At 36.6% G+C, this 16477-nt stretch carries 15 protein-coding genes and 5 pseudogenes; 9 read left to right on the top strand and 11 right to left on the bottom strand.

Annotation, left to right across the window (positions count from 1 at the left end):
* Positions 1 to 242: 242 nt before the first annotated feature.
* The 5 genes and pseudogenes from QW060_RS17320 to QW060_RS17340 form a co-directional block, all read right to left on the bottom strand.
* A pseudogene (locus QW060_RS17320) lies at positions 243 to 989 on the bottom strand (AI-2E family transporter); the annotation flags it as partial.
* Entirely contained in the window at positions 986 to 1282 is a 297-nt protein-coding gene (locus QW060_RS17325; protein ID WP_290364820.1) for a hypothetical protein, read from the bottom strand. The gene QW060_RS17325 and the pseudogene QW060_RS17320, both read right to left, overlap by 4 nt.
* 73 nt (positions 1283 to 1355) lie before the next feature.
* Positions 1356 to 2011: pseudogene (locus QW060_RS17330) on the bottom strand (CoA transferase subunit B).
* Position 2012: 1 nt separating this feature from the next.
* A pseudogene (locus tag QW060_RS17335) lies at positions 2013 to 2710 on the bottom strand (CoA transferase subunit A).
* A gap of 77 nt (positions 2711 to 2787) precedes the next feature.
* A pseudogene (locus QW060_RS17340) lies at positions 2788 to 3405 on the bottom strand (penicillin-binding transpeptidase domain-containing protein); the annotation flags it as partial.
* A gap of 4 nt (positions 3406 to 3409) precedes the next feature.
* Here QW060_RS17340 and QW060_RS17345 point away from each other — a divergent pair.
* From QW060_RS17345 to QW060_RS17370, 6 genes and pseudogenes are all read left to right on the top strand, one after another.
* Positions 3410 to 4156: pseudogene (locus tag QW060_RS17345) on the top strand (HAD-IC family P-type ATPase); the annotation flags it as partial.
* Positions 4157 to 4233: 77 nt separating this feature from the next.
* Complete coding sequence (locus tag QW060_RS17350) at positions 4234 to 4443, top strand: heavy-metal-associated domain-containing protein (RefSeq protein ID WP_290364384.1); 210 nt, start codon at positions 4234 to 4236, stop codon at positions 4441 to 4443.
* Between the two features lie 101 nt (positions 4444 to 4544).
* Positions 4545 to 4745 (top strand): heavy-metal-associated domain-containing protein, encoded by a 201-nt coding sequence (locus QW060_RS17355; protein WP_290364383.1) that lies wholly within the window; start codon positions 4545 to 4547, stop codon positions 4743 to 4745.
* Between the two features lie 183 nt (positions 4746 to 4928).
* A complete protein-coding gene (locus tag QW060_RS17360; RefSeq protein WP_290364382.1) occupies positions 4929 to 5477 on the top strand; it encodes a helix-turn-helix domain-containing protein in 549 nt (182 codons plus the stop codon).
* Between the two features lie 147 nt (positions 5478 to 5624).
* Positions 5625 to 5855 carry a heavy-metal-associated domain-containing protein gene (locus QW060_RS17365; protein WP_290364381.1) on the top strand — a complete coding sequence of 77 codons (231 nt, stop codon included), beginning with the start codon at positions 5625 to 5627 and terminating at the stop codon, positions 5853 to 5855.
* A gap of 33 nt (positions 5856 to 5888) precedes the next feature.
* Positions 5889 to 6299, top strand: a complete 411-nt coding sequence (locus tag QW060_RS17370) for a DUF3347 domain-containing protein (RefSeq protein ID WP_290364821.1) — start codon at positions 5889 to 5891, stop codon at positions 6297 to 6299.
* On the opposite strand, the gene QW060_RS17375 is transcribed toward QW060_RS17370, so the two are convergent.
* A complete protein-coding gene (locus QW060_RS17375) occupies positions 6280 to 6432 on the bottom strand; it encodes a hypothetical protein (RefSeq protein ID WP_290364822.1) in 153 nt (50 codons plus the stop codon). The two genes, QW060_RS17370 and QW060_RS17375, sit on opposite strands and share 20 nt — an antisense overlap.
* A 59-nt stretch (positions 6433 to 6491) precedes the next feature.
* Here QW060_RS17375 and QW060_RS17380 point away from each other — a divergent pair, with 59 nt between their 5' ends.
* From QW060_RS17380 to QW060_RS17390, 3 genes are all read left to right on the top strand, one after another.
* Complete coding sequence (locus QW060_RS17380) at positions 6492 to 7529, top strand: L,D-transpeptidase (protein ID WP_290364379.1); 1038 nt, start codon at positions 6492 to 6494, stop codon at positions 7527 to 7529.
* A gap of 127 nt (positions 7530 to 7656) precedes the next feature.
* Entirely contained in the window at positions 7657 to 9024 is a 1368-nt protein-coding gene (gene trhO, locus QW060_RS17385) for an oxygen-dependent tRNA uridine(34) hydroxylase TrhO (protein WP_290364378.1), read from the top strand.
* 47 nt (positions 9025 to 9071) lie between these two features.
* On the top strand, positions 9072 to 9425 hold the full coding sequence (locus QW060_RS17390) for an arsenate reductase family protein (protein WP_290364377.1): 354 nt from the start codon (positions 9072 to 9074) through the stop codon (positions 9423 to 9425).
* A gap of 130 nt (positions 9426 to 9555) precedes the next feature.
* Here QW060_RS17390 and QW060_RS17395 read toward each other — a convergent pair whose 3' ends face one another.
* From QW060_RS17395 to nuoL, 5 genes are all read right to left on the bottom strand, one after another.
* Positions 9556 to 10587 carry an Atu2307/SP_0267 family LLM class monooxygenase gene (locus tag QW060_RS17395; protein WP_290364376.1) on the bottom strand — a complete coding sequence of 344 codons (1032 nt, stop codon included), beginning with the start codon at positions 10585 to 10587 and terminating at the stop codon, positions 9556 to 9558.
* 77 nt (positions 10588 to 10664) lie between these two features.
* Positions 10665 to 11867, bottom strand: coding sequence for an oxygenase MpaB family protein (locus QW060_RS17400; RefSeq protein WP_290364375.1), 1203 nt, complete (start codon positions 11865 to 11867; stop codon positions 10665 to 10667).
* An 85-nt stretch (positions 11868 to 11952) separates the two neighbouring features.
* Positions 11953 to 13326 (bottom strand): NADH-quinone oxidoreductase subunit N, encoded by a 1374-nt coding sequence (locus QW060_RS17405; RefSeq protein WP_290364374.1) that lies wholly within the window; start codon positions 13324 to 13326, stop codon positions 11953 to 11955.
* Between the two features lie 55 nt (positions 13327 to 13381).
* A complete protein-coding gene (locus QW060_RS17410) occupies positions 13382 to 14794 on the bottom strand; it encodes a complex I subunit 4 family protein (RefSeq protein ID WP_290364373.1) in 1413 nt (470 codons plus the stop codon).
* Between the two features lie 10 nt (positions 14795 to 14804).
* The coding region (gene nuoL, locus QW060_RS17415; protein ID WP_290364823.1) for an NADH-quinone oxidoreductase subunit L at positions 14805 to 16477 on the bottom strand (1673 nt) is incomplete at its 5' end.

Here is a 16477-nt window from a genome sequence, read left to right on the forward strand (position 1 = left end):
AAGACAAAAGGCTCAAATAGCGATCTTATCTGTTGAATGGCATCAATAAAAAAGTCCCTGAGCAATTTACTCAGGACTTTTTTTATTATCTGTAAACCGAATTAATCTATTGATTTTACTACGGCTTTAAGACTCTTTGTTATCTTCCTTTTTTTCTTCAGTATCAATCTGATTTTTCTCATCAAATTCCTGATGATTTTGTTCTTCTGTCTGAAGATCTTCCGGCAGATCGTCAGGAGATTTTATTCCATACAGATATCGATCATAGGTATTTTAAAGAAAGGTACAGGGGCACCTTCTTCACCCAATAAAAATCCATAAGGTTTTAGATCATTTACATTATCGAAAATTATTTTGCTGATCGCCAATAATGGGATGGCCAGAAACATTCCGGAAATTCCCCATATTGATTCTCCTACAATGATTCCGAATAAAACAAGAAATGAGTTTACCTGGACCTGAGATCCAATGATTTTAGGTGTAATAATGTTACCATCTATAGAGTTTACCACAATGACAGCGATGATTGCAAATAGGGCGTCTATAGGCTCTCCTGTGGCTAATGTTACTATGGCCGCGATTGATGTAGCTGTAAAAATACCTAAATAAGGAATAAGGTTTAGTATACCTGCCAATGCTGCTAACAGAAACGCATATTTAATACCGATGATCAGATAGGCAATGTACATGAGCGTAGTGACAATAACTACTTGTATCATCAGACCTATCAGATATTGTTTGATTATTTTCTGGATGTCATTTACAATTTTCATTACCGTAACTTCATTGCTTTGTCCGAAACAGGCTTTAATAAATTTTACCAGATGACTTCTGTAAAGCAGAATAAAGAAAATATAAAGAAATACGAATGTTGATGACATCAATGTAGAAGATATGGATAGTAAAGCATTTCCGACAAAACCAGTGCTTGCCTTTACCGTCTTTTCCAGCATTTCAGTCAGATATTCTAATTGTTCACTTTGTTTTACGCCAAAATGCTCATAAACAAAATCCTGTACATTGTGGAAGAGTGTCGTAAGTTGTTGTTGAAAAGCAGTAAGTCATCTTTGAAATGGGCGATTTGTGTTCCTAAAAAATAGCCTACACCTACAATCAGCAGAACAAATAGAATGGGCGAAATCAATGAAGTAATGATACGCGGAAATCGAAGTTTTCTTTCAAAAAAATGGAGATTGGTAACAATAACATAGCTACTAAAAAGCCAATTACTAAAGGCACCAATATGGATTGCCCAACGATGGATATATACGTCATCAGGCATAAACTTATTAAGACACAGGTGAGTCTAAGATAAAACGGCAAAATAATTTTCTCTTTCATAGCTTTTTTTGTTTTTATAAATCCATCTCAGGAATATCACCTTCAATGATAAGATGTGCTTCAGTTGCCTTGATGATATCATCCACACTTACTCCTGGAGCTCTTTCTAATAATTTTATACCATTTGGAGTAATTTCCATTACAGCGAGTTCCGTTACCACTTTCTTTACACAAGCAACTCCTGTAAGCGGTAAAGTACATTTTTTCAATATTTTGGACTCACCGGCTTTGTTTACATGCATCATGGCAACGATTATATTTTCTGCTGAAGCAACCAAATCCATGGCCCCCCCCATACCTTTTACCATTTTTCCTGGAATTTTCCAATTGGCAATATCCCCGTTTTCTGAAATTTCCATTGCTCCTAAAATAGTGAGGTCAACATGTTGTGAACGAATCATTCCAAAGCTTGTTGCCGAATCAAAAAAAGACGCACCCGGTAAAGTAGTTATGGTTTGTTTTCCGGCATTAATCAAATCTGCATCTTCTTCGCCTTCATAAGGAATGGACCCATTCCTAATACCCCGTTTTCACTTTGAAATTCTACATTCATTCCTTCAGGAACATAATTTGCAACCAACGTAGGAATTCCAATTCCCAGATTGACATAAAATCCGTCCTGTAATTCTTTTGCTATACGTTTTGCAATACCTATTTTATCTAATGCCATTTTATTTTTGTCTTACTGTTCTTTGTTCAATACGTTTTTCATAGTTCTCCCCTTGAAAGATTCTCTTTACATATATACCAGGAATATGAATTTGATTCGGATCCAGGCTACCGACAGGAACCAGTTCTTCTACTTCAGCAATCGTAATTTTTCCGGCACCAGCCATACAAGCGTTGAAATTTCTCGCAGTTCCTTTAAAAATAAGATTTCCTGCTTCGTCGCCTTTCCACGCTTTTACAATGGCGAAGTCTGCTTTATAAGCTTCTTCCATTACGTACATCTTTCCATTGAATTCTCTTGTTTCCTTACCTTCAGCTACTTCAGTTCCAAACCCGGCTGGTGTAAAGAAAGCAGGAATTCCAGCTTGTGCAGCACGGCATTTTTCAGCGAGTGTTCCCTGCGGAGTTAATTCTACATCTAATTCCCCACTTAGCATCTGACGCTCAAATTCAGCATTTTCTCCTACATAAGAAGATATCATTTTTTTGATTTGTTTTTTTGTAACAATAATCCTAAGCCAAAATCATCTACTCCTGCATTGTTAGAAATACAGGTCAAACCTGTTGTGTTTTTACGAACCAATTCTGCAATAGAATTTTCCGGTATACCGCACAAACCAAAACCGCCAAGCATAATGGTTTGGTTATCTTTTACATCAGCCAAAGCTTCCTGAGCGTTTGCTACTTTTTTATTTATCATAACTTTAGTTAAATCATTATTGGGAATAAATATAAAAAAAACGGCTTGATTAATCAGCCGTTTTTTTAAATTATTCCTTAAAAGTCAAATTCTTTTATAATGCTTTGAGTAGGAGGTGCCAAAGAGTCTTTTTTGCTTCCTGAAACACCACCAAGTGTATCATTGGCTACTCGTGATCCGCCTTTCCAGCAATCTACATTGATTGTTAGTGAAGCTGGCCGGTCAAAGTCATCTGTAGAAATATATAAATCAGGGTCTTTATAACATTTACGCATATAAATTGCCCAGATTGGCAGTGCCATTGTTGCTCCCTGACCGTATACAGTAGAACGGAAATGCGCTCCACGATCTTCATTCCCTACCCAAACTCCAGTAGCAAGATTCGGTACCATACCGATAAACCATCCGTCACTGTTGTTTTGAGTAGTACCTGTTTTCCCTGCAATCGGATTTTTGAAAGCATAAGGGTAACCTGTCATACGGTGATAACCTGCCCCACCTGCTCCTGTATAGCGCAAACGGGCACCGGAGCCACTTTCAGTAACCCCCTCTAATAATTTTACAATCGCATAAGAAATATCTTTACTCATCACATCTTTTGTTTCTGACTGTGATTCATAAAGCACTACACCATTTTTATCCGTTATTTTGCTTACAAAACGAGGTTTTACATACACTCCCTGATTTGCAAATGTACAAAGTATCACGGGAAAAGGAGCCAAAGCACTTCATAATGATGAATATTATTTTGTAGGAAACAAAAAACTACTCGCAGAAAATAATATTACGATTTCCAACGAATTACTGGAACAGGCAGAACAATGGAGTATAGAGTCTAAAACCGTTATCTGGTTTTCTGATAGCAAAAAAGCATTAAGTGTGATCGCAATCTCTGATAAAATTAAAGAAACGTCAGTTGAGGCCATCAAACAGATGCAGGAAATGGGGATTGTTCTTTATATGCTTACGGGAGACAATGAAGCTACAGCAAAAGCAATTGCTGACCAGACAGGGATTCAGCACTATAAAGCTGAGGTTTTGCCGCAACATAAAGCAGAATTTGTGAAAAAATTGCAACAAGACGGCAAAGTAGTCGCCATGGTTGGAGACGGTATTAACGACAGTACTGCACTGGCAACAGCAGATGTAAGTATTGCTATGGGCAAAGGAAGTGATATTGCAATGGATGTTGCCAAAATGACCATAATTTCATCTGATCTGACTAAAATTCCACAGGCGATTCGTTTATCTAAACAAACTGTTGCAACCATAAAACAAAATCTTTTCTGGGCATTTATCTATAACCTTATAGGTATTCCTGTTGCTGCGGGTATCCTTTATCCGATTAATGGATTTTTGCTAAACCCAATGATTGCCGGAGCTGCAATGGCATTAAGTAGCGTCAGCGTTGTGAGCAATAGTTTACGATTAAAATGGAAAAAATAAATACATTATCTGATAGCATAAAATATTTCTGTCATGATAATTACTTAAGAATGTTTAACACTAACAAAAGATTAAAAATGAAGAATATAACAATAAATGTGTCTGATATGCAAACTCCGCATTGCCAGACAACCGTAAGCAACGCAATTACAAAAATTGCAGGTGTACAAATTCAATATTTGGAAGCAGGTAAAGTGTCTGTTTTTATCGAAACAGACCAACTGGAAAATGAGGTAATAAAAACCATACAACAAGCAGGTTATACGGTAACTCCTCGGATAAAATAACAATATAATACAGAAAAAACGGAGTACGTTTTTAGATGTTTACTCAATTTATTTTATGTAAATACTCCGTTTTTTCTAACGAATTAAAAAAATAAGAAAAAATGAAAAAACTAACATTAAATGTGTCTGATATGCAAACTCCGCATTGCCAGACAACCGTACGAAATGCCATCAAGAATATTGAAGGTGTTCAGATTCAATTTGTTGAACCAGGTAAAGTATCTGTTATAGTTGAGAGAGATCAGCTCGAAAAAGAACTGATAAATACTATTCAAAAAGCAGGTTATACTGTGACAACTTAGGATTAAGGCATTTCCTGATAGGTCTGCAATGGGACGTTGTAACGACTTACAGGAAAATATAGGAATTTTTTTTTAAAGTAGTGCCGACGGTTTTTTATGAGCTGTCGGTACTATCTTTCTTACTGCAAAAACAGGAGTTTAGATCTTACCTGATTCTTCTTTAAAAATAAAATACTGGAATTCATGAAAAACACTTCAAAATTGTTAATCAAAGGTATGGTGTGTAACAGATGTATTTATGTACTTACCGATGAATTGTCAAAATTAGGATTACTTATTTCTGAAATACGACTTGGAGAAGTTGTTCTTAAAGAAAAAGCTGCTATTGATGAACAAATGATCAGAAATGTACTACAGGAGATAGGTTTTGATATTCTCTATAATAAGAAACAGCAATTGGTAGAAAAGATAAAAATAATTGTTGCAAGGGCAATTTCAGAGCAGATGAGTACGGGAGAGAATATTAAATTTTCTCTTCTTATCAGTCGTGAATTACATAAAGACTATGATTCATTGAGTGCTCTATTTTCATTAGTACATGGGTCTACTCTTGAAAAATACATCATCTCTGAAAAACTTGACAAAGTGAAAGAATTGCTCATGCATACAGATCAGTCTTTATCTGAAATTGCTTATACTTTAGGATATAGCAGCCCTGCACATCTTTCTAATCAATTAAAGAAATATACAGGTTTTACCTCTTCTTATTATAAACAGTTGAAACAAAACTGACCACTTCATTATAGAGAGTTCGTATATTCTACTCTTTCAACATTTCTGTAATAGCAGAAATTTTACAAATTAATTCGATAATAACGTAAAACTAATACCCTTGGTTTTTTTCAACTTTGTACTATTAATAAATAATACGTAAATAAAATGGAACAGAAAGATATTAAGTTCAAGACAAATATAAACTGTAGTAGTTGTGTAGCAAAAGTTACTCCTTTTCTGGATGCTGTTAAAAGTATCTCTCACTGGGAAGTGGACACAAAAAACAGAGAAAAAATACTGACGTTAAGATCTGATGGTGCCAATGAGAAAGAAATCATCGAAAGCGTACAGAAAGCAGGATTTAAGATTGAGCCTTTGATATCCTGCAACAGTTAAAAAATATAAATGATAATTTAATAAACAATAGTGATGAGAAAGAGTCTGTTTTTATTTGCTGGTCTGTTGTTAGGATATTCAGCACTGGCACAAAATACGAAAACGTTGTTTAATAATTATATCAACGTGAAAAATGCTTTGGTAAAAGGTGATGGTAAGTCTGCCAATCAGGCAATTGAAGTGTTCTATAAAAGTATTAAAGGAGAAACTAATTTTGTTTTGAAAGATGCTTTGCTAAAAGCTACTGAAAAAATGAGCAAGTCAACAAATCTTGAGAAGCAGCGAACTGCCTTTAATGATGTTTCTACTACTTTATGGCAAGTTGTAAAAGGTTCTGATAAAGTAACTCAGCCTGTTTATTATCAATACTGCCCAATGAAAAAAGCATATTGGTTAAGCGAAGAAAAGGACATCAAAATCCCTATTATGGTTCCTCTATGCTGACCTGTGGCACGGTGGCCGAAACAAAAAAATAAAAAAACCGGTGAAAATATTTTTCACCGGTTTTTTTTAAACAATACATTATTAGAGGAGCAGAAAGTAAAGCTACTTTCACCATCTCCCTATTAATAGCCATTTTGAATGTTTCTGATATAGGATATAAAAAAAATGTGTATTTTCATTTAAAAATTGGAGATGAGAAAAACACTTATATTTACTACAATCAGCCTGTTATTTTTGATGTTGGGCAGCTGTAAAAAAGAACAAAAAGACGAAATAATTCCTGATCATGATACAATTCGTTCGCATCCGGCAGAAAAAATAGATTCATTGACAATCAAAGCACAAGACAGTATTGCCAGAGAAGACAGTCTTCAGCTTGTTAAAAAGAAAAGAGCTGATAAATATGCCATATATAATGGACAAGAATACATGTCCTGGCCCATCAAGGTAAGTGATTCTTTACGCAAAGCCTTTTACAAAAAATACAGTAAAGAAGAGATATATATCATTGCTGCACTAAATCGTATTGATACGGATAATATCAACAGAAGAGATACGATTATTGTACCTAAAGAGGTGCGAACTGATATTATGAGCTACTCTCCCTTTCCGCATGAGCTTACTATATTGGACAGTATTCCTAAAATTGCTGTATTTTCTTATCCGATTCAAGCGTATGCGTTGTATGAAAAAGGGGTATTGGTGAAATGGGGACCTACCAATATGGGGAAAAAGACAGCCCAAACACCCAGAGGACTGTTCTTTACGAACTGGAAAGGCAGAAAAATAAAGAGTACTGCAAATGATGAGTGGATTCTCAACTGGAATTTTAACATCAGCAATTCCGGAGGCGTAGGCTGGCATCAGTATGCTTTACCGGGATATCCTGCGTCTCATTCTTGTTTGCGTTTACTGGATGCTGATGCACAATGGATGTATAACTGGGCTGACCAATGGGTACTCGAAAACAAAAACACCGTAAAGGTAAAAGGTACTCCGGTTATAGTTTATGGAGATTACGCTTTTGGTAAAAAGGGAATATGGAATGACCTTGTAAAAGATCCGCAAGCAACCACAATCTCAGTTTCGCAAATGAATGAAGTGATCAGTAAGCATCTTCCGGAAATAAGGAAACAGCAAAAGATAAGGGAGCTGTATAATGAAGAAAAGCAGCTTCAGAAATCAGATAAACAGGCAGAAACGGCTAAAATATCCAAAGACAGTCTGTAATTATATAATTCAAAGACCTTTATTCCAAAGGTCTTTTTTTATTTTATAAAAAAACATGTAATTTTGCAGAGAATTCTTCCATTTAGAGTTCACAGAAATAAATTACTTACACTTAAAAGTTTATAGCATGCAACTGTACAACACTTTAAGCGCTGATGAACGCGCACAATTAATTGAGCAGGCAGGACAAAAAAGATTAACCCTTTCTTTTTATGCTTATGCAAACATCCAGGATCCCCAAAAATTCAGAGACGACCTATTTATTGAATGGAACCGATTAGATGCCTTAGGAAGAACGTATGTTGCCCACGAAGGAATCAATGCACAGATGAGTGTGCCTGCAGAAAATTTTGAAGCTTTCAGAGAAACGTTGGAAGTGTATGACTTTATGAAAGGCATTCGCCTGAATGTAGCTGTAGAACAGGATGACTTGTCTTTTTTGAAACTGACGGTTAAAGTACGTAAGAAAATTGTTGCTGATGGTCTGGATGATGCTACTTTTGATGTAACCAATAAAGGAATTCATTTAAAGGCACAGGAATTTAATGAACTTTTAGAGGATCCGGATACGATTGTTGTTGATTTCAGAAACCATTACGAGAGTGAAATAGGACGTTTTAAAAATGCCATTACACCCGATGTGGATACTTTCAGAGAATCGTTACCTATTATTGAACAACAGCTTGCCGCTCATAAAGAGGATAAAAAACTGCTCATGTATTGTACCGGTGGAATCCGTTGCGAAAAAGCCTCTGCGTTCTTTAAACACAAAGGATTCAAAAATGTATTTCAGTTAGAGGGTGGTATTATTGAATATACCCGACAGGTAAAAGCAGAAAATCTGGAGAGCAAGTTTATTGGGAAAAATTTTGTTTTTGACCATCGTTTAGGAGAGCGAATTACAGATGATATTATCGCAAACTGCCACCAGTGCGGTAAACCATGTGACACCCATATCAACTGCGCTAATGAAGGATGCCATCTGTTATTTATTCAGTGCGATGAATGTGCAGAAAAAATGCACGGATGTTGTTCGGATCGATGTATGGAAATTATCCAGCTGCCGGTAGAAGAGCAAAAGAAACTCAGACAAGGTGTTCAAAAAGGCAATTTGATTTTCAAGAAAGGAAAATCATCTGCGCTTACGTTCAAAAAGGAACGCAATATCTTTGAAGAAGTCAAACCGGTACGCGTAGCCAAAGTAACTGAGATTCGGAAGAAGAAACAAACGGAAAGAAAAATATTGGTTGGTAAAGGACAACATTATTTTACCAAAGCTTCTGTAGCTCAATTTTTAATTGAACAAAAGCAACTCAATATGGGTGACGAAATCATTATTCAGGGGCCTACAACCGGAGAAGAACGCATGGTGCTGCATTCTATGAAAGTAAACGGTAAAGAAGCAACCAAAGCTGTTGAGGGAGATAAAGTAACATTTGAAGTGCCTTTCAGAATCAGACTTTCTGATCAGTTGTTTGTAACAGAAAAAATATAAATCACAAAAAGCAAATAGCAGTATTTGCTTTTTTTATTTTTAAGCTTATGAAAAAAATTTATTATTTAAAGACTTGTGATACCTGTAAGAGAATACTTAATCAGATTGATAATCTGGAGCAGTTTGAGTTGCAGGATATCAAAGAAAAGAGCATTACGGTAAAACAGTTAGAGGAAATGTATGCTCATACCAACAGTTATGAAAAACTGTTCAGCAAACGGGCAAAACTTTATAAGGAAAGAGGCTTAAAAGATGAGGTTCTGTCAGAGAATGACTATAAAAATTATATTCTTGAGCATTATACTTTTTTAAACCGTCCGGTAATCTTTTACAAGGATAAAATGTTTGTCGGTAGTAGCAAGAACAGTGTTGAAGAAGCATTGAATATGATTAACACCTAAACAGGATTTTTAACTGTTGTCTTTTGAGCAGATAAGTTATTTATCCGGTATCAGAAAGAATAACTGTGCTGTCAATTATTATATTCAATAAAAACCATGGCTATAGACCATGGTTTTTACTTTTTTATTTTTACTTTGAAAGATGTTTTCGTACTTCAGGAGCTACTCTTGTACCGAATAGTTCAATTGATTTCATAATAAGCGAATGATCAGGTCCGCCTACATCAATCTGTCCTACAAAACGCGTATGATTAAATATTTCGTGCTGCTGTAGTATTTTGTCAGTGATTTCTTCCGGACCGCCCATAAAGTAAGCTCCGTCCGGTGCTGCTGTTGCTTCAAATTGCGCTCTTGAAAAAGGTGCCCAGCCTCTCTCTTTACCAATATGGTTCATTTGAGCCGCATAATATGGAAAATAAACATCTCTTACAGAAGCATCATTCCCTACAAACAAATGGGAATTGACGCCAAGCTGATAGTTTTCTTTTGAATGCCCGTTTGCAAAATACTGTTCTTTATACATTCTCAGTAAAGGTTCAAACTGTACCGGATAGCCTCCTATAATTGCAATTGTCAGCGGCAGTCCTAATTTTGCAGCACGCAATACAGATTCGGGTGTACCACCTACAGCGATCCATACCGGCAATTTTTGGTGCAGCGGTTTTGGAAATATTTCCTGATGCTTTATAGGGGCTCGGAAATGACCTTCCCAATTGATGATTTCATTATTATTCAGGGTTAGTAATAATTGCAATTTTTCTTCGAATAAACGGTCATAATCCTTAAGGTCATAACCGAAAAGAGGGAACGACTCAATAAAACTGCCTCTGCCTACCATGATTTCTGCACGGCCGTCTGATATCAGATCAATCGTTGCAAATTGCTGGTATAACCGAATGGGGTCGTCGGAACTTAAAACAGAAACGGCGCTTCCCAATTTGATGTTTTTGGTAATCGTTGCAGCTGCTGCGAGTACGGTTTGTGGTGATGAAACGCTATAATCCGGGCGATGGTGTTCTCCCAGTCCGAATACATCCAGACCAACTTCGTCTGCCAGTTTTATTTCTTCCAGCATTTCTTTTAAACGTTGCTGTGCTGTTTTTCTTTTTTGTGTTTGTGAATTGTAGGCCAAGTCACCAAACATAGAGATACCCAATTCCATACTGATGTTTTTATCAAAGTTATTTTAAATATCCCGAAAAACTCTTAATATAGATTATTTTCCTTGAAGCCCCCTTTTTAAACCGTTTTTTGGTGATACTCTTGTTTTTTATACAGCTTCAAAACGTTGAGCTGTTCTTTGTTTCCCTTTCTTATCATATATCGGTACAGCGTTGGGTGCAGGGAAGCAGCTTTTTGTTGTAATGAATTCATCATTGTGATAAATTTTACCCATCGGATAGCCTTTGTATAAGGTAATCCTAACTTTTTACAACTCTCCTTTCCCAACAAGAAATTATTATAGCCCAGATTGGTGTACTGTACAAAATTTTTAAGATATTGAGATTTTGTAAAGGTGACCCGTTGAGGTTCTTCGTATAGGGAATAGGCAAGTGAAATGGAATCTTCATCAGCACCTTTCTGTGTTTTACTCCAAAGAAATAGGGCATCAGCTGCCTGAGTTTCCGTATCTGCAAGTAAATGTTCAGGAATTCCTATAAGATACCCAATATATTTCCACAGATGCAGTACTCCGGCAATCTCTTCTTTTGTTGGCTTCAATCCCAATTTTTGAAGACCGTCAAGAAATACTATGGAAAAACCTAAATTAGTAGCCAGCATGTCCCATGTATTCAGAGGTCTGCCCCAATCTTGTGTTTTCCAGTCCGGTTGTCTTTCAATCATGATTCGCGAATACGAATGAATAAGACGGGTAGTAACTGCGCTGAAAAAGCCTTTTTCTTTTATTTTCATACCGTCTTGTGCAGTAACATTTATCCAGAAAACGACTGTGTCAGACAATCTTTTTACCGCTCCTTTTTTTAAGGCTCCTGTAAAAATCAACGGCTTGTTGATGGCTGATGATTCGTAACCGCCCATCAGACAATAATTGCGGAGCGTTGCAAGTCCGGATGTACCTGTTCTGTTACAAAAATTGCTGCCTTTTTGGAGCAAATCTGTATCCAGCCATTGGGGAAGAGAGAAAATTTGCTCTAAGAAAAGTTGGGTTTCTGAAGAATAGGTTTCTTTATTCAGAGGATAGGTGGCCAGCATCTGATGCAGCTCTTTCATGCCTTGCTGAAATCCTTTTTTTATAAGAAATTCTAAAGCTACTGCATCGCCGATAGCGTCTGCTTCATAATAGTAAGGTACCATTTGCTGTGCCGCTTCAAGTTTTATTTGCGGTGACAGATGATGTGCTAAATAATTTGGTTTCTCTGTATTCCAATAACTGGAAAAAGCATTTGAATTTTTAGGAATATGACGCGATGGTAGGTCCATATTTTTTTCTTTCCATAAAATTACACAAAAAAAGCCGGACTTCACGAAGTCCGGCTTTTCAAGAAATATAAATCTAAGGATTAAATTAAAAAAGATCCAATAGTAAGGCCGGATAAATACCGATGATGATATTTAAAGTGATGGCCAGAACTGCTACAAATTGATAAATAGCACTATTGGTAACTTCCGGTTCTTCTGTTTCTGCACTTTGGCTGTACATAGCAGAAATTACTTTAAAATAATAGTATATACTGATGATAGAGTTGACTACTCCGAATATGACTAAGGTTATATAACCATTTTCCAAGGCATTGTTTAATAGAAAGAATTTTCCGAAGAACCCTGCAAAAACCGGAATACCTGCCATAGATAATAACGCCATGGTAAGCACTGCTGCCAAAACAGGTTTTTTCTTTCCTAAGCCTTTAAAATGCTTTATTAATTCATCTTCTTTTTTGCTGCATACCGACATGATTACTGCAAAAGCTGCAATTCCTGAAAGGGCATAAGCTGAAGCATAGTAAAACAGGTTGGCATTGGCATTTTCTATTACCAAAAGGGCAATCATCATAAAACCTGCATGAGAGATTCCTGAATAAGCCAGCATTCTTTTTATGTTTTCCTGACGCAGTGCCATAACATTTCCGACACACATGGTTGCAATCGCTAAGAAGACCAGAAGATAATGGAAGTTTTCCGGTAAAATGGGCTGAAATGCCGTTAATAATTTATAGAAGGTTGCTACAGCAACTACTTTTGCCAAAGTACTCATAATTGTTGTAGTGAGCATTGGAGCTCCCTGGTAAACATCAGGTGCCCAGAAATGGAAAGGGAAGGCTGCAATTTTAAATAACATTCCGATACAAATAAGTACAATACCAAGATACAGCCAGGTTGGAGCGGTAACTGCTGTAAGGCTATTAGAGATGGTATTCATATCAAATGAAGCCGTAGCACCATATACCAAAGCGATTCCGAATAACACAAAACCGGAAGCAAAGGAACCCATTAAGAAATATTTCATTCCGGACTCATTACTTTTGACATCTGTTCTGTCGCTACCTGCCAAAATATAAAGGGTGATGGATAAAATTTCCAAACCGATAAAAAACATGGTCAGATTTCCGAAGGTTACCATGGAAACAGCCCCTATCAACAAAAATATTTTTAAGGATACATAATCCGAAATCTTATCATAATGCGGCTTGTAAAAGTCTTCACTAAGCATTACTATAAAAACCGTCAATACAATAAACAGGCTTGTATACAGCATATTTGATTTGTTTACAACAATCATATTGTGGTAGTAGCCTGCTTCGTTAGCCATATCACAGATTGATATTCCCAACGCAGCCAACAAACCGATAATAGTAAGCGGTACAATAATTTTACGCAGGTTTATTATTTCTAAAACCAATATTAAAACGGCTAATCCTGCTAAAGCAATTAATGTATTCATATGTCTATTTTATTAAAATGAAACCGTATTTCGGGTCATTTTTGATCTTTATTTGTTATACAATCGATGTGAATAAGAGGTCTGTAAGTGGTTTTGGGTACAGTCCGAAAAAGATAACTGCAGCAGCTAATACAGCTAATATCAGACATTCGTTTGTATTTAAATCAGCAAACGTATTTTTGTTTTGCGGACCCAAAACGGCTTTCTGAAACATTTTCATCATATAATAAGCACCAAGTATGATGGTGGTTCCTCCCAAAAGTGCATACATAAGGTTTATCTGAGATAAACTGTATAGTATGGTAAATTCTCCGATAAAACTGAAAGTTCCCGGTAAACCGATAGAAGCGAACATGAATATCATGAAAAAAGAGGTAAACTTTATTGCCTGAGATCGGATACCACCCATTTCTCTGATGGTATAAGTCTGATATCTTGCATAAATAATTTCTGTAAGAAAGAAGAGACCTACGATCACCAGTCCGTGTGCGATCATCTGTAATACTACACCATGATATCCGTCTGTTGTGTAAGTATATGCTCCCGCAGCAATAAGGCCTACGTGCGCCATAGAGGAATATGCCAATAATCTTTTGAGATTGGATTGCCTTAAAGCAATTAAAGAAGCATATATAACACCGATAAGACAAAGGATGATTACGGTATTTAATATGCCTTCATTCATATTTGGTGTCAAAGGTAACTGCCAGCGTAAGATAGAGTAAATTCCCATTTTCAGCATGATTCCAGATAAAAGCATCGTTCCTATAGCCGGAGCTTTTTCATAGGTATCAGCCTGCCAGGTATGGAAAGGAAAAATAGGGATTTTAATAGCGTATGCAAGGAAAAAGCCTAAGAATATCCATGTTTGTTCTGTTGAACTCAAAGCAGTGTTTACTAAATCTGCTAATAAAAAACTTCCTGTTTTCTGGTACAGATAGATGAAAGCTACAAGCATGAAGAGCGATCCTGCAAAGGTGTAGATAAAGAATTTAAGAATTGCTTTTTTACGCACTTCCCATGTATCACTACCCCACAATAGGGCAATAAAGAAAATTGGTATCAGAGCCAATTCCCAGAAAATATAGTAAAGAAACCCGTCTGTAGCAAGGAAAGTACCTGTCATAGCAAATGACATGAATAATACCAGAGCGTAGAGAATATGAGGGTTTTTATAATCTTTTTTAATGGTGGTAAGCAGGATGACTGGTGTTAGAAAAGTATTCAACAAAACCATCAACATGCTTAGTCCGTCTGCTTTTAAAGCAAAAGAGATGTTTGGTTTTGAAATCCACTGTACCTGATAAGAGATATCTGTACCATTATTGAACTGATTTAATAAAAACAGCGAAAAACCAAAACCGAGAATACTGAATAAAAGGGCTGTTGTATGTGCCAACTTTTTGCCGGAAGCTAAAGTAAGCAAAGCGCCGATTAGTAGAGTAAGTAAGATAAATGTTACGTTCATTTTATATAAATTATCTTGCTATGAATAAATAATAAATAATCACACAGACACCGATGACGAATGCAAATAAATACAATCCGATATTTCCGTTTTGTGCTTTTTTTCCTTGATAAGACAATTCGTCTGCAAATTTTGCAAACCCGAAAACAACTCCGGAGATTATTACTTCCGTTACTTTTTTAAAGAAATTCCCTAAAATGTTAAGCGGCATAATAATCAAGAAATTATAGATGTTGTCTATATAGTAACTGTTTACCAATACTTTATGAATACCGTTTGACTGGTTGTCATTCAATGGCAGTTCCTGTTTTTTGATGTACTTGCTGTATGCAATTCCGATACCTATTAAGGCTCCTATTACAGCTACTCCCATAAGAATGTATTCTGTAGTTCCCAAATGATGCGGATGTGCAGCTGCATTGTTAAGGATTACAGGAGCAAGATACGTGTTTAACCAACTGCTGCCCGGTAAACTGATGGCTCCGCCTATGATTGCTAATACTGCAAGGATGATCAACGGCATTGTCATTGCTGCAGGGCTTTCGTGTAAATGATGTTTTTGCTCTTCCGTACCTCTGAATTTGTTGAAGAACGTCAGGTATAGTAATCGGAACATATAAAAAGCAGTCATGATAGAAGCTAAAGAACCGATCACCCATAAAGTGATGTTTTCGTGGAAAGCCACCATAAGAATTTCATCTTTGGAGAAGAATCCGGAAAATGGAGGAATACCTGAAATGGCTAACGAGGAGATTAAAAAGGTAACATACGTTATTTTCATCACATTTTTTAATCCTCCCATATGGCGCATATCCTGCTCACCGTGTATGGCGTGTATCACTGAACCTGAACCAAGGAAAAGGCATGCTTTGAAAAAGGCATGTGTGATGACATGGAAAACGGCGATCTCATAAGCTCCGAATCCGAGTGCCATAAACATAAGTCCCAATTGAGAAACAGTAGAGTAGGCCAATACTTTTTTGATGTCATTCTGAACAAGACCGATAGAGGCAGCTACCAAAGCAGTAAGACCTCCGACCACAGCGATAAGATGTTGGACATTCGGTGTAAGATCAAATAAGAAATTTAGCCGTGTGATCATAAAAATTCCGGCAGTTACCATTGTTGCTGCGTGAATAAGAGCAGAAACAGGTGTTGGTCCTGCCATTGCATCCGGCAGCCATGTATAAAGTGGTAATTGCGCACTTTTTCCTGTAGCAGCGATGAAAAGCGCCAGGTTTGCACAGCCCAGCAAAGCAAGTGTTGAAGTAGCAATACCACCGGATAAGCTTTCACGAAGTTCCATGAAATCTACGGTTCCGAATGAATATGCAATGATAAAAGTTCCGATCAGAAATCCTAAATCTCCGACACGGTTCATGATAAATGCTTTTTTAGCAGCATTGTTGTATTCCTGATTCTGATACCAGAACCCGATGAGCAGGTAGGAGCATAAACCAACTCCTTCCCAACCGATGAACATGATCAGAAGGTTGCTTCCGGTAACCAATACCAGCATGAAAAACACGAACAAATTCAGGTAAGCAAAAAACTTATGAAAGTTTTCGTCTTCTTTCATATAACTCGTAGAGTAGAGGTGTATCAATGATCCGATTCCCGTTACAAATAATAACCATAAAACCGATAATTGATCAAAATAAAAAGCAAAATCAATTTTAAATT

This window comes from Paenimyroides ceti (assembly GCF_030409925.1).

What these genes read in the sequence shown, in the direction of transcription:
- QW060_RS17350 (WP_290364384.1), top strand. Translation starts at nt 4,234, where the DNA reads ATGAAGAATATAACAATAAATGTGTCTGATATGCAAACTCCGCATTGC.
- QW060_RS17370 (WP_290364821.1), top strand. Translation starts at nt 5,889, where the DNA reads ATGAGAAAGAGTCTGTTTTTATTTGCTGGTCTGTTGTTAGGATATTCA.
- QW060_RS17360 (WP_290364382.1), top strand. Translation starts at nt 4,929, where the DNA reads ATGAAAAACACTTCAAAATTGTTAATCAAAGGTATGGTGTGTAACAGA.
- QW060_RS17395 (WP_290364376.1), bottom strand. Translation starts at nt 10,587, where the DNA reads ATGGAATTGGGTATCTCTATGTTTGGTGACTTGGCCTACAATTCACAA.
- QW060_RS17325 (WP_290364820.1), bottom strand. Translation starts at nt 1,282, where the DNA reads ATGCCTGATGACGTATATATCCATCGTTGGGCAATCCATATTGGTGCC.
- QW060_RS17405 (WP_290364374.1), bottom strand. Translation starts at nt 13,326, where the DNA reads ATGAATACATTAATTGCTTTAGCAGGATTAGCCGTTTTAATATTGGTT.
- QW060_RS17375 (WP_290364822.1), bottom strand. Translation starts at nt 6,432, where the DNA reads ATGGCTATTAATAGGGAGATGGTGAAAGTAGCTTTACTTTCTGCTCCT.
- QW060_RS17400 (WP_290364375.1), bottom strand. Translation starts at nt 11,867, where the DNA reads ATGGACCTACCATCGCGTCATATTCCTAAAAATTCAAATGCTTTTTCC.
- QW060_RS17355 (WP_290364383.1), top strand. Translation starts at nt 4,545, where the DNA reads ATGAAAAAACTAACATTAAATGTGTCTGATATGCAAACTCCGCATTGC.
- trhO (WP_290364378.1), top strand. Translation starts at nt 7,657, where the DNA reads ATGCAACTGTACAACACTTTAAGCGCTGATGAACGCGCACAATTAATT.
- QW060_RS17380 (WP_290364379.1), top strand. Translation starts at nt 6,492, where the DNA reads ATGAGAAAAACACTTATATTTACTACAATCAGCCTGTTATTTTTGATG.
- QW060_RS17410 (WP_290364373.1), bottom strand. Translation starts at nt 14,794, where the DNA reads ATGAACGTAACATTTATCTTACTTACTCTACTAATCGGCGCTTTGCTT.
- QW060_RS17390 (WP_290364377.1), top strand. Translation starts at nt 9,072, where the DNA reads ATGAAAAAAATTTATTATTTAAAGACTTGTGATACCTGTAAGAGAATA.
- QW060_RS17365 (WP_290364381.1), top strand. Translation starts at nt 5,625, where the DNA reads ATGGAACAGAAAGATATTAAGTTCAAGACAAATATAAACTGTAGTAGT.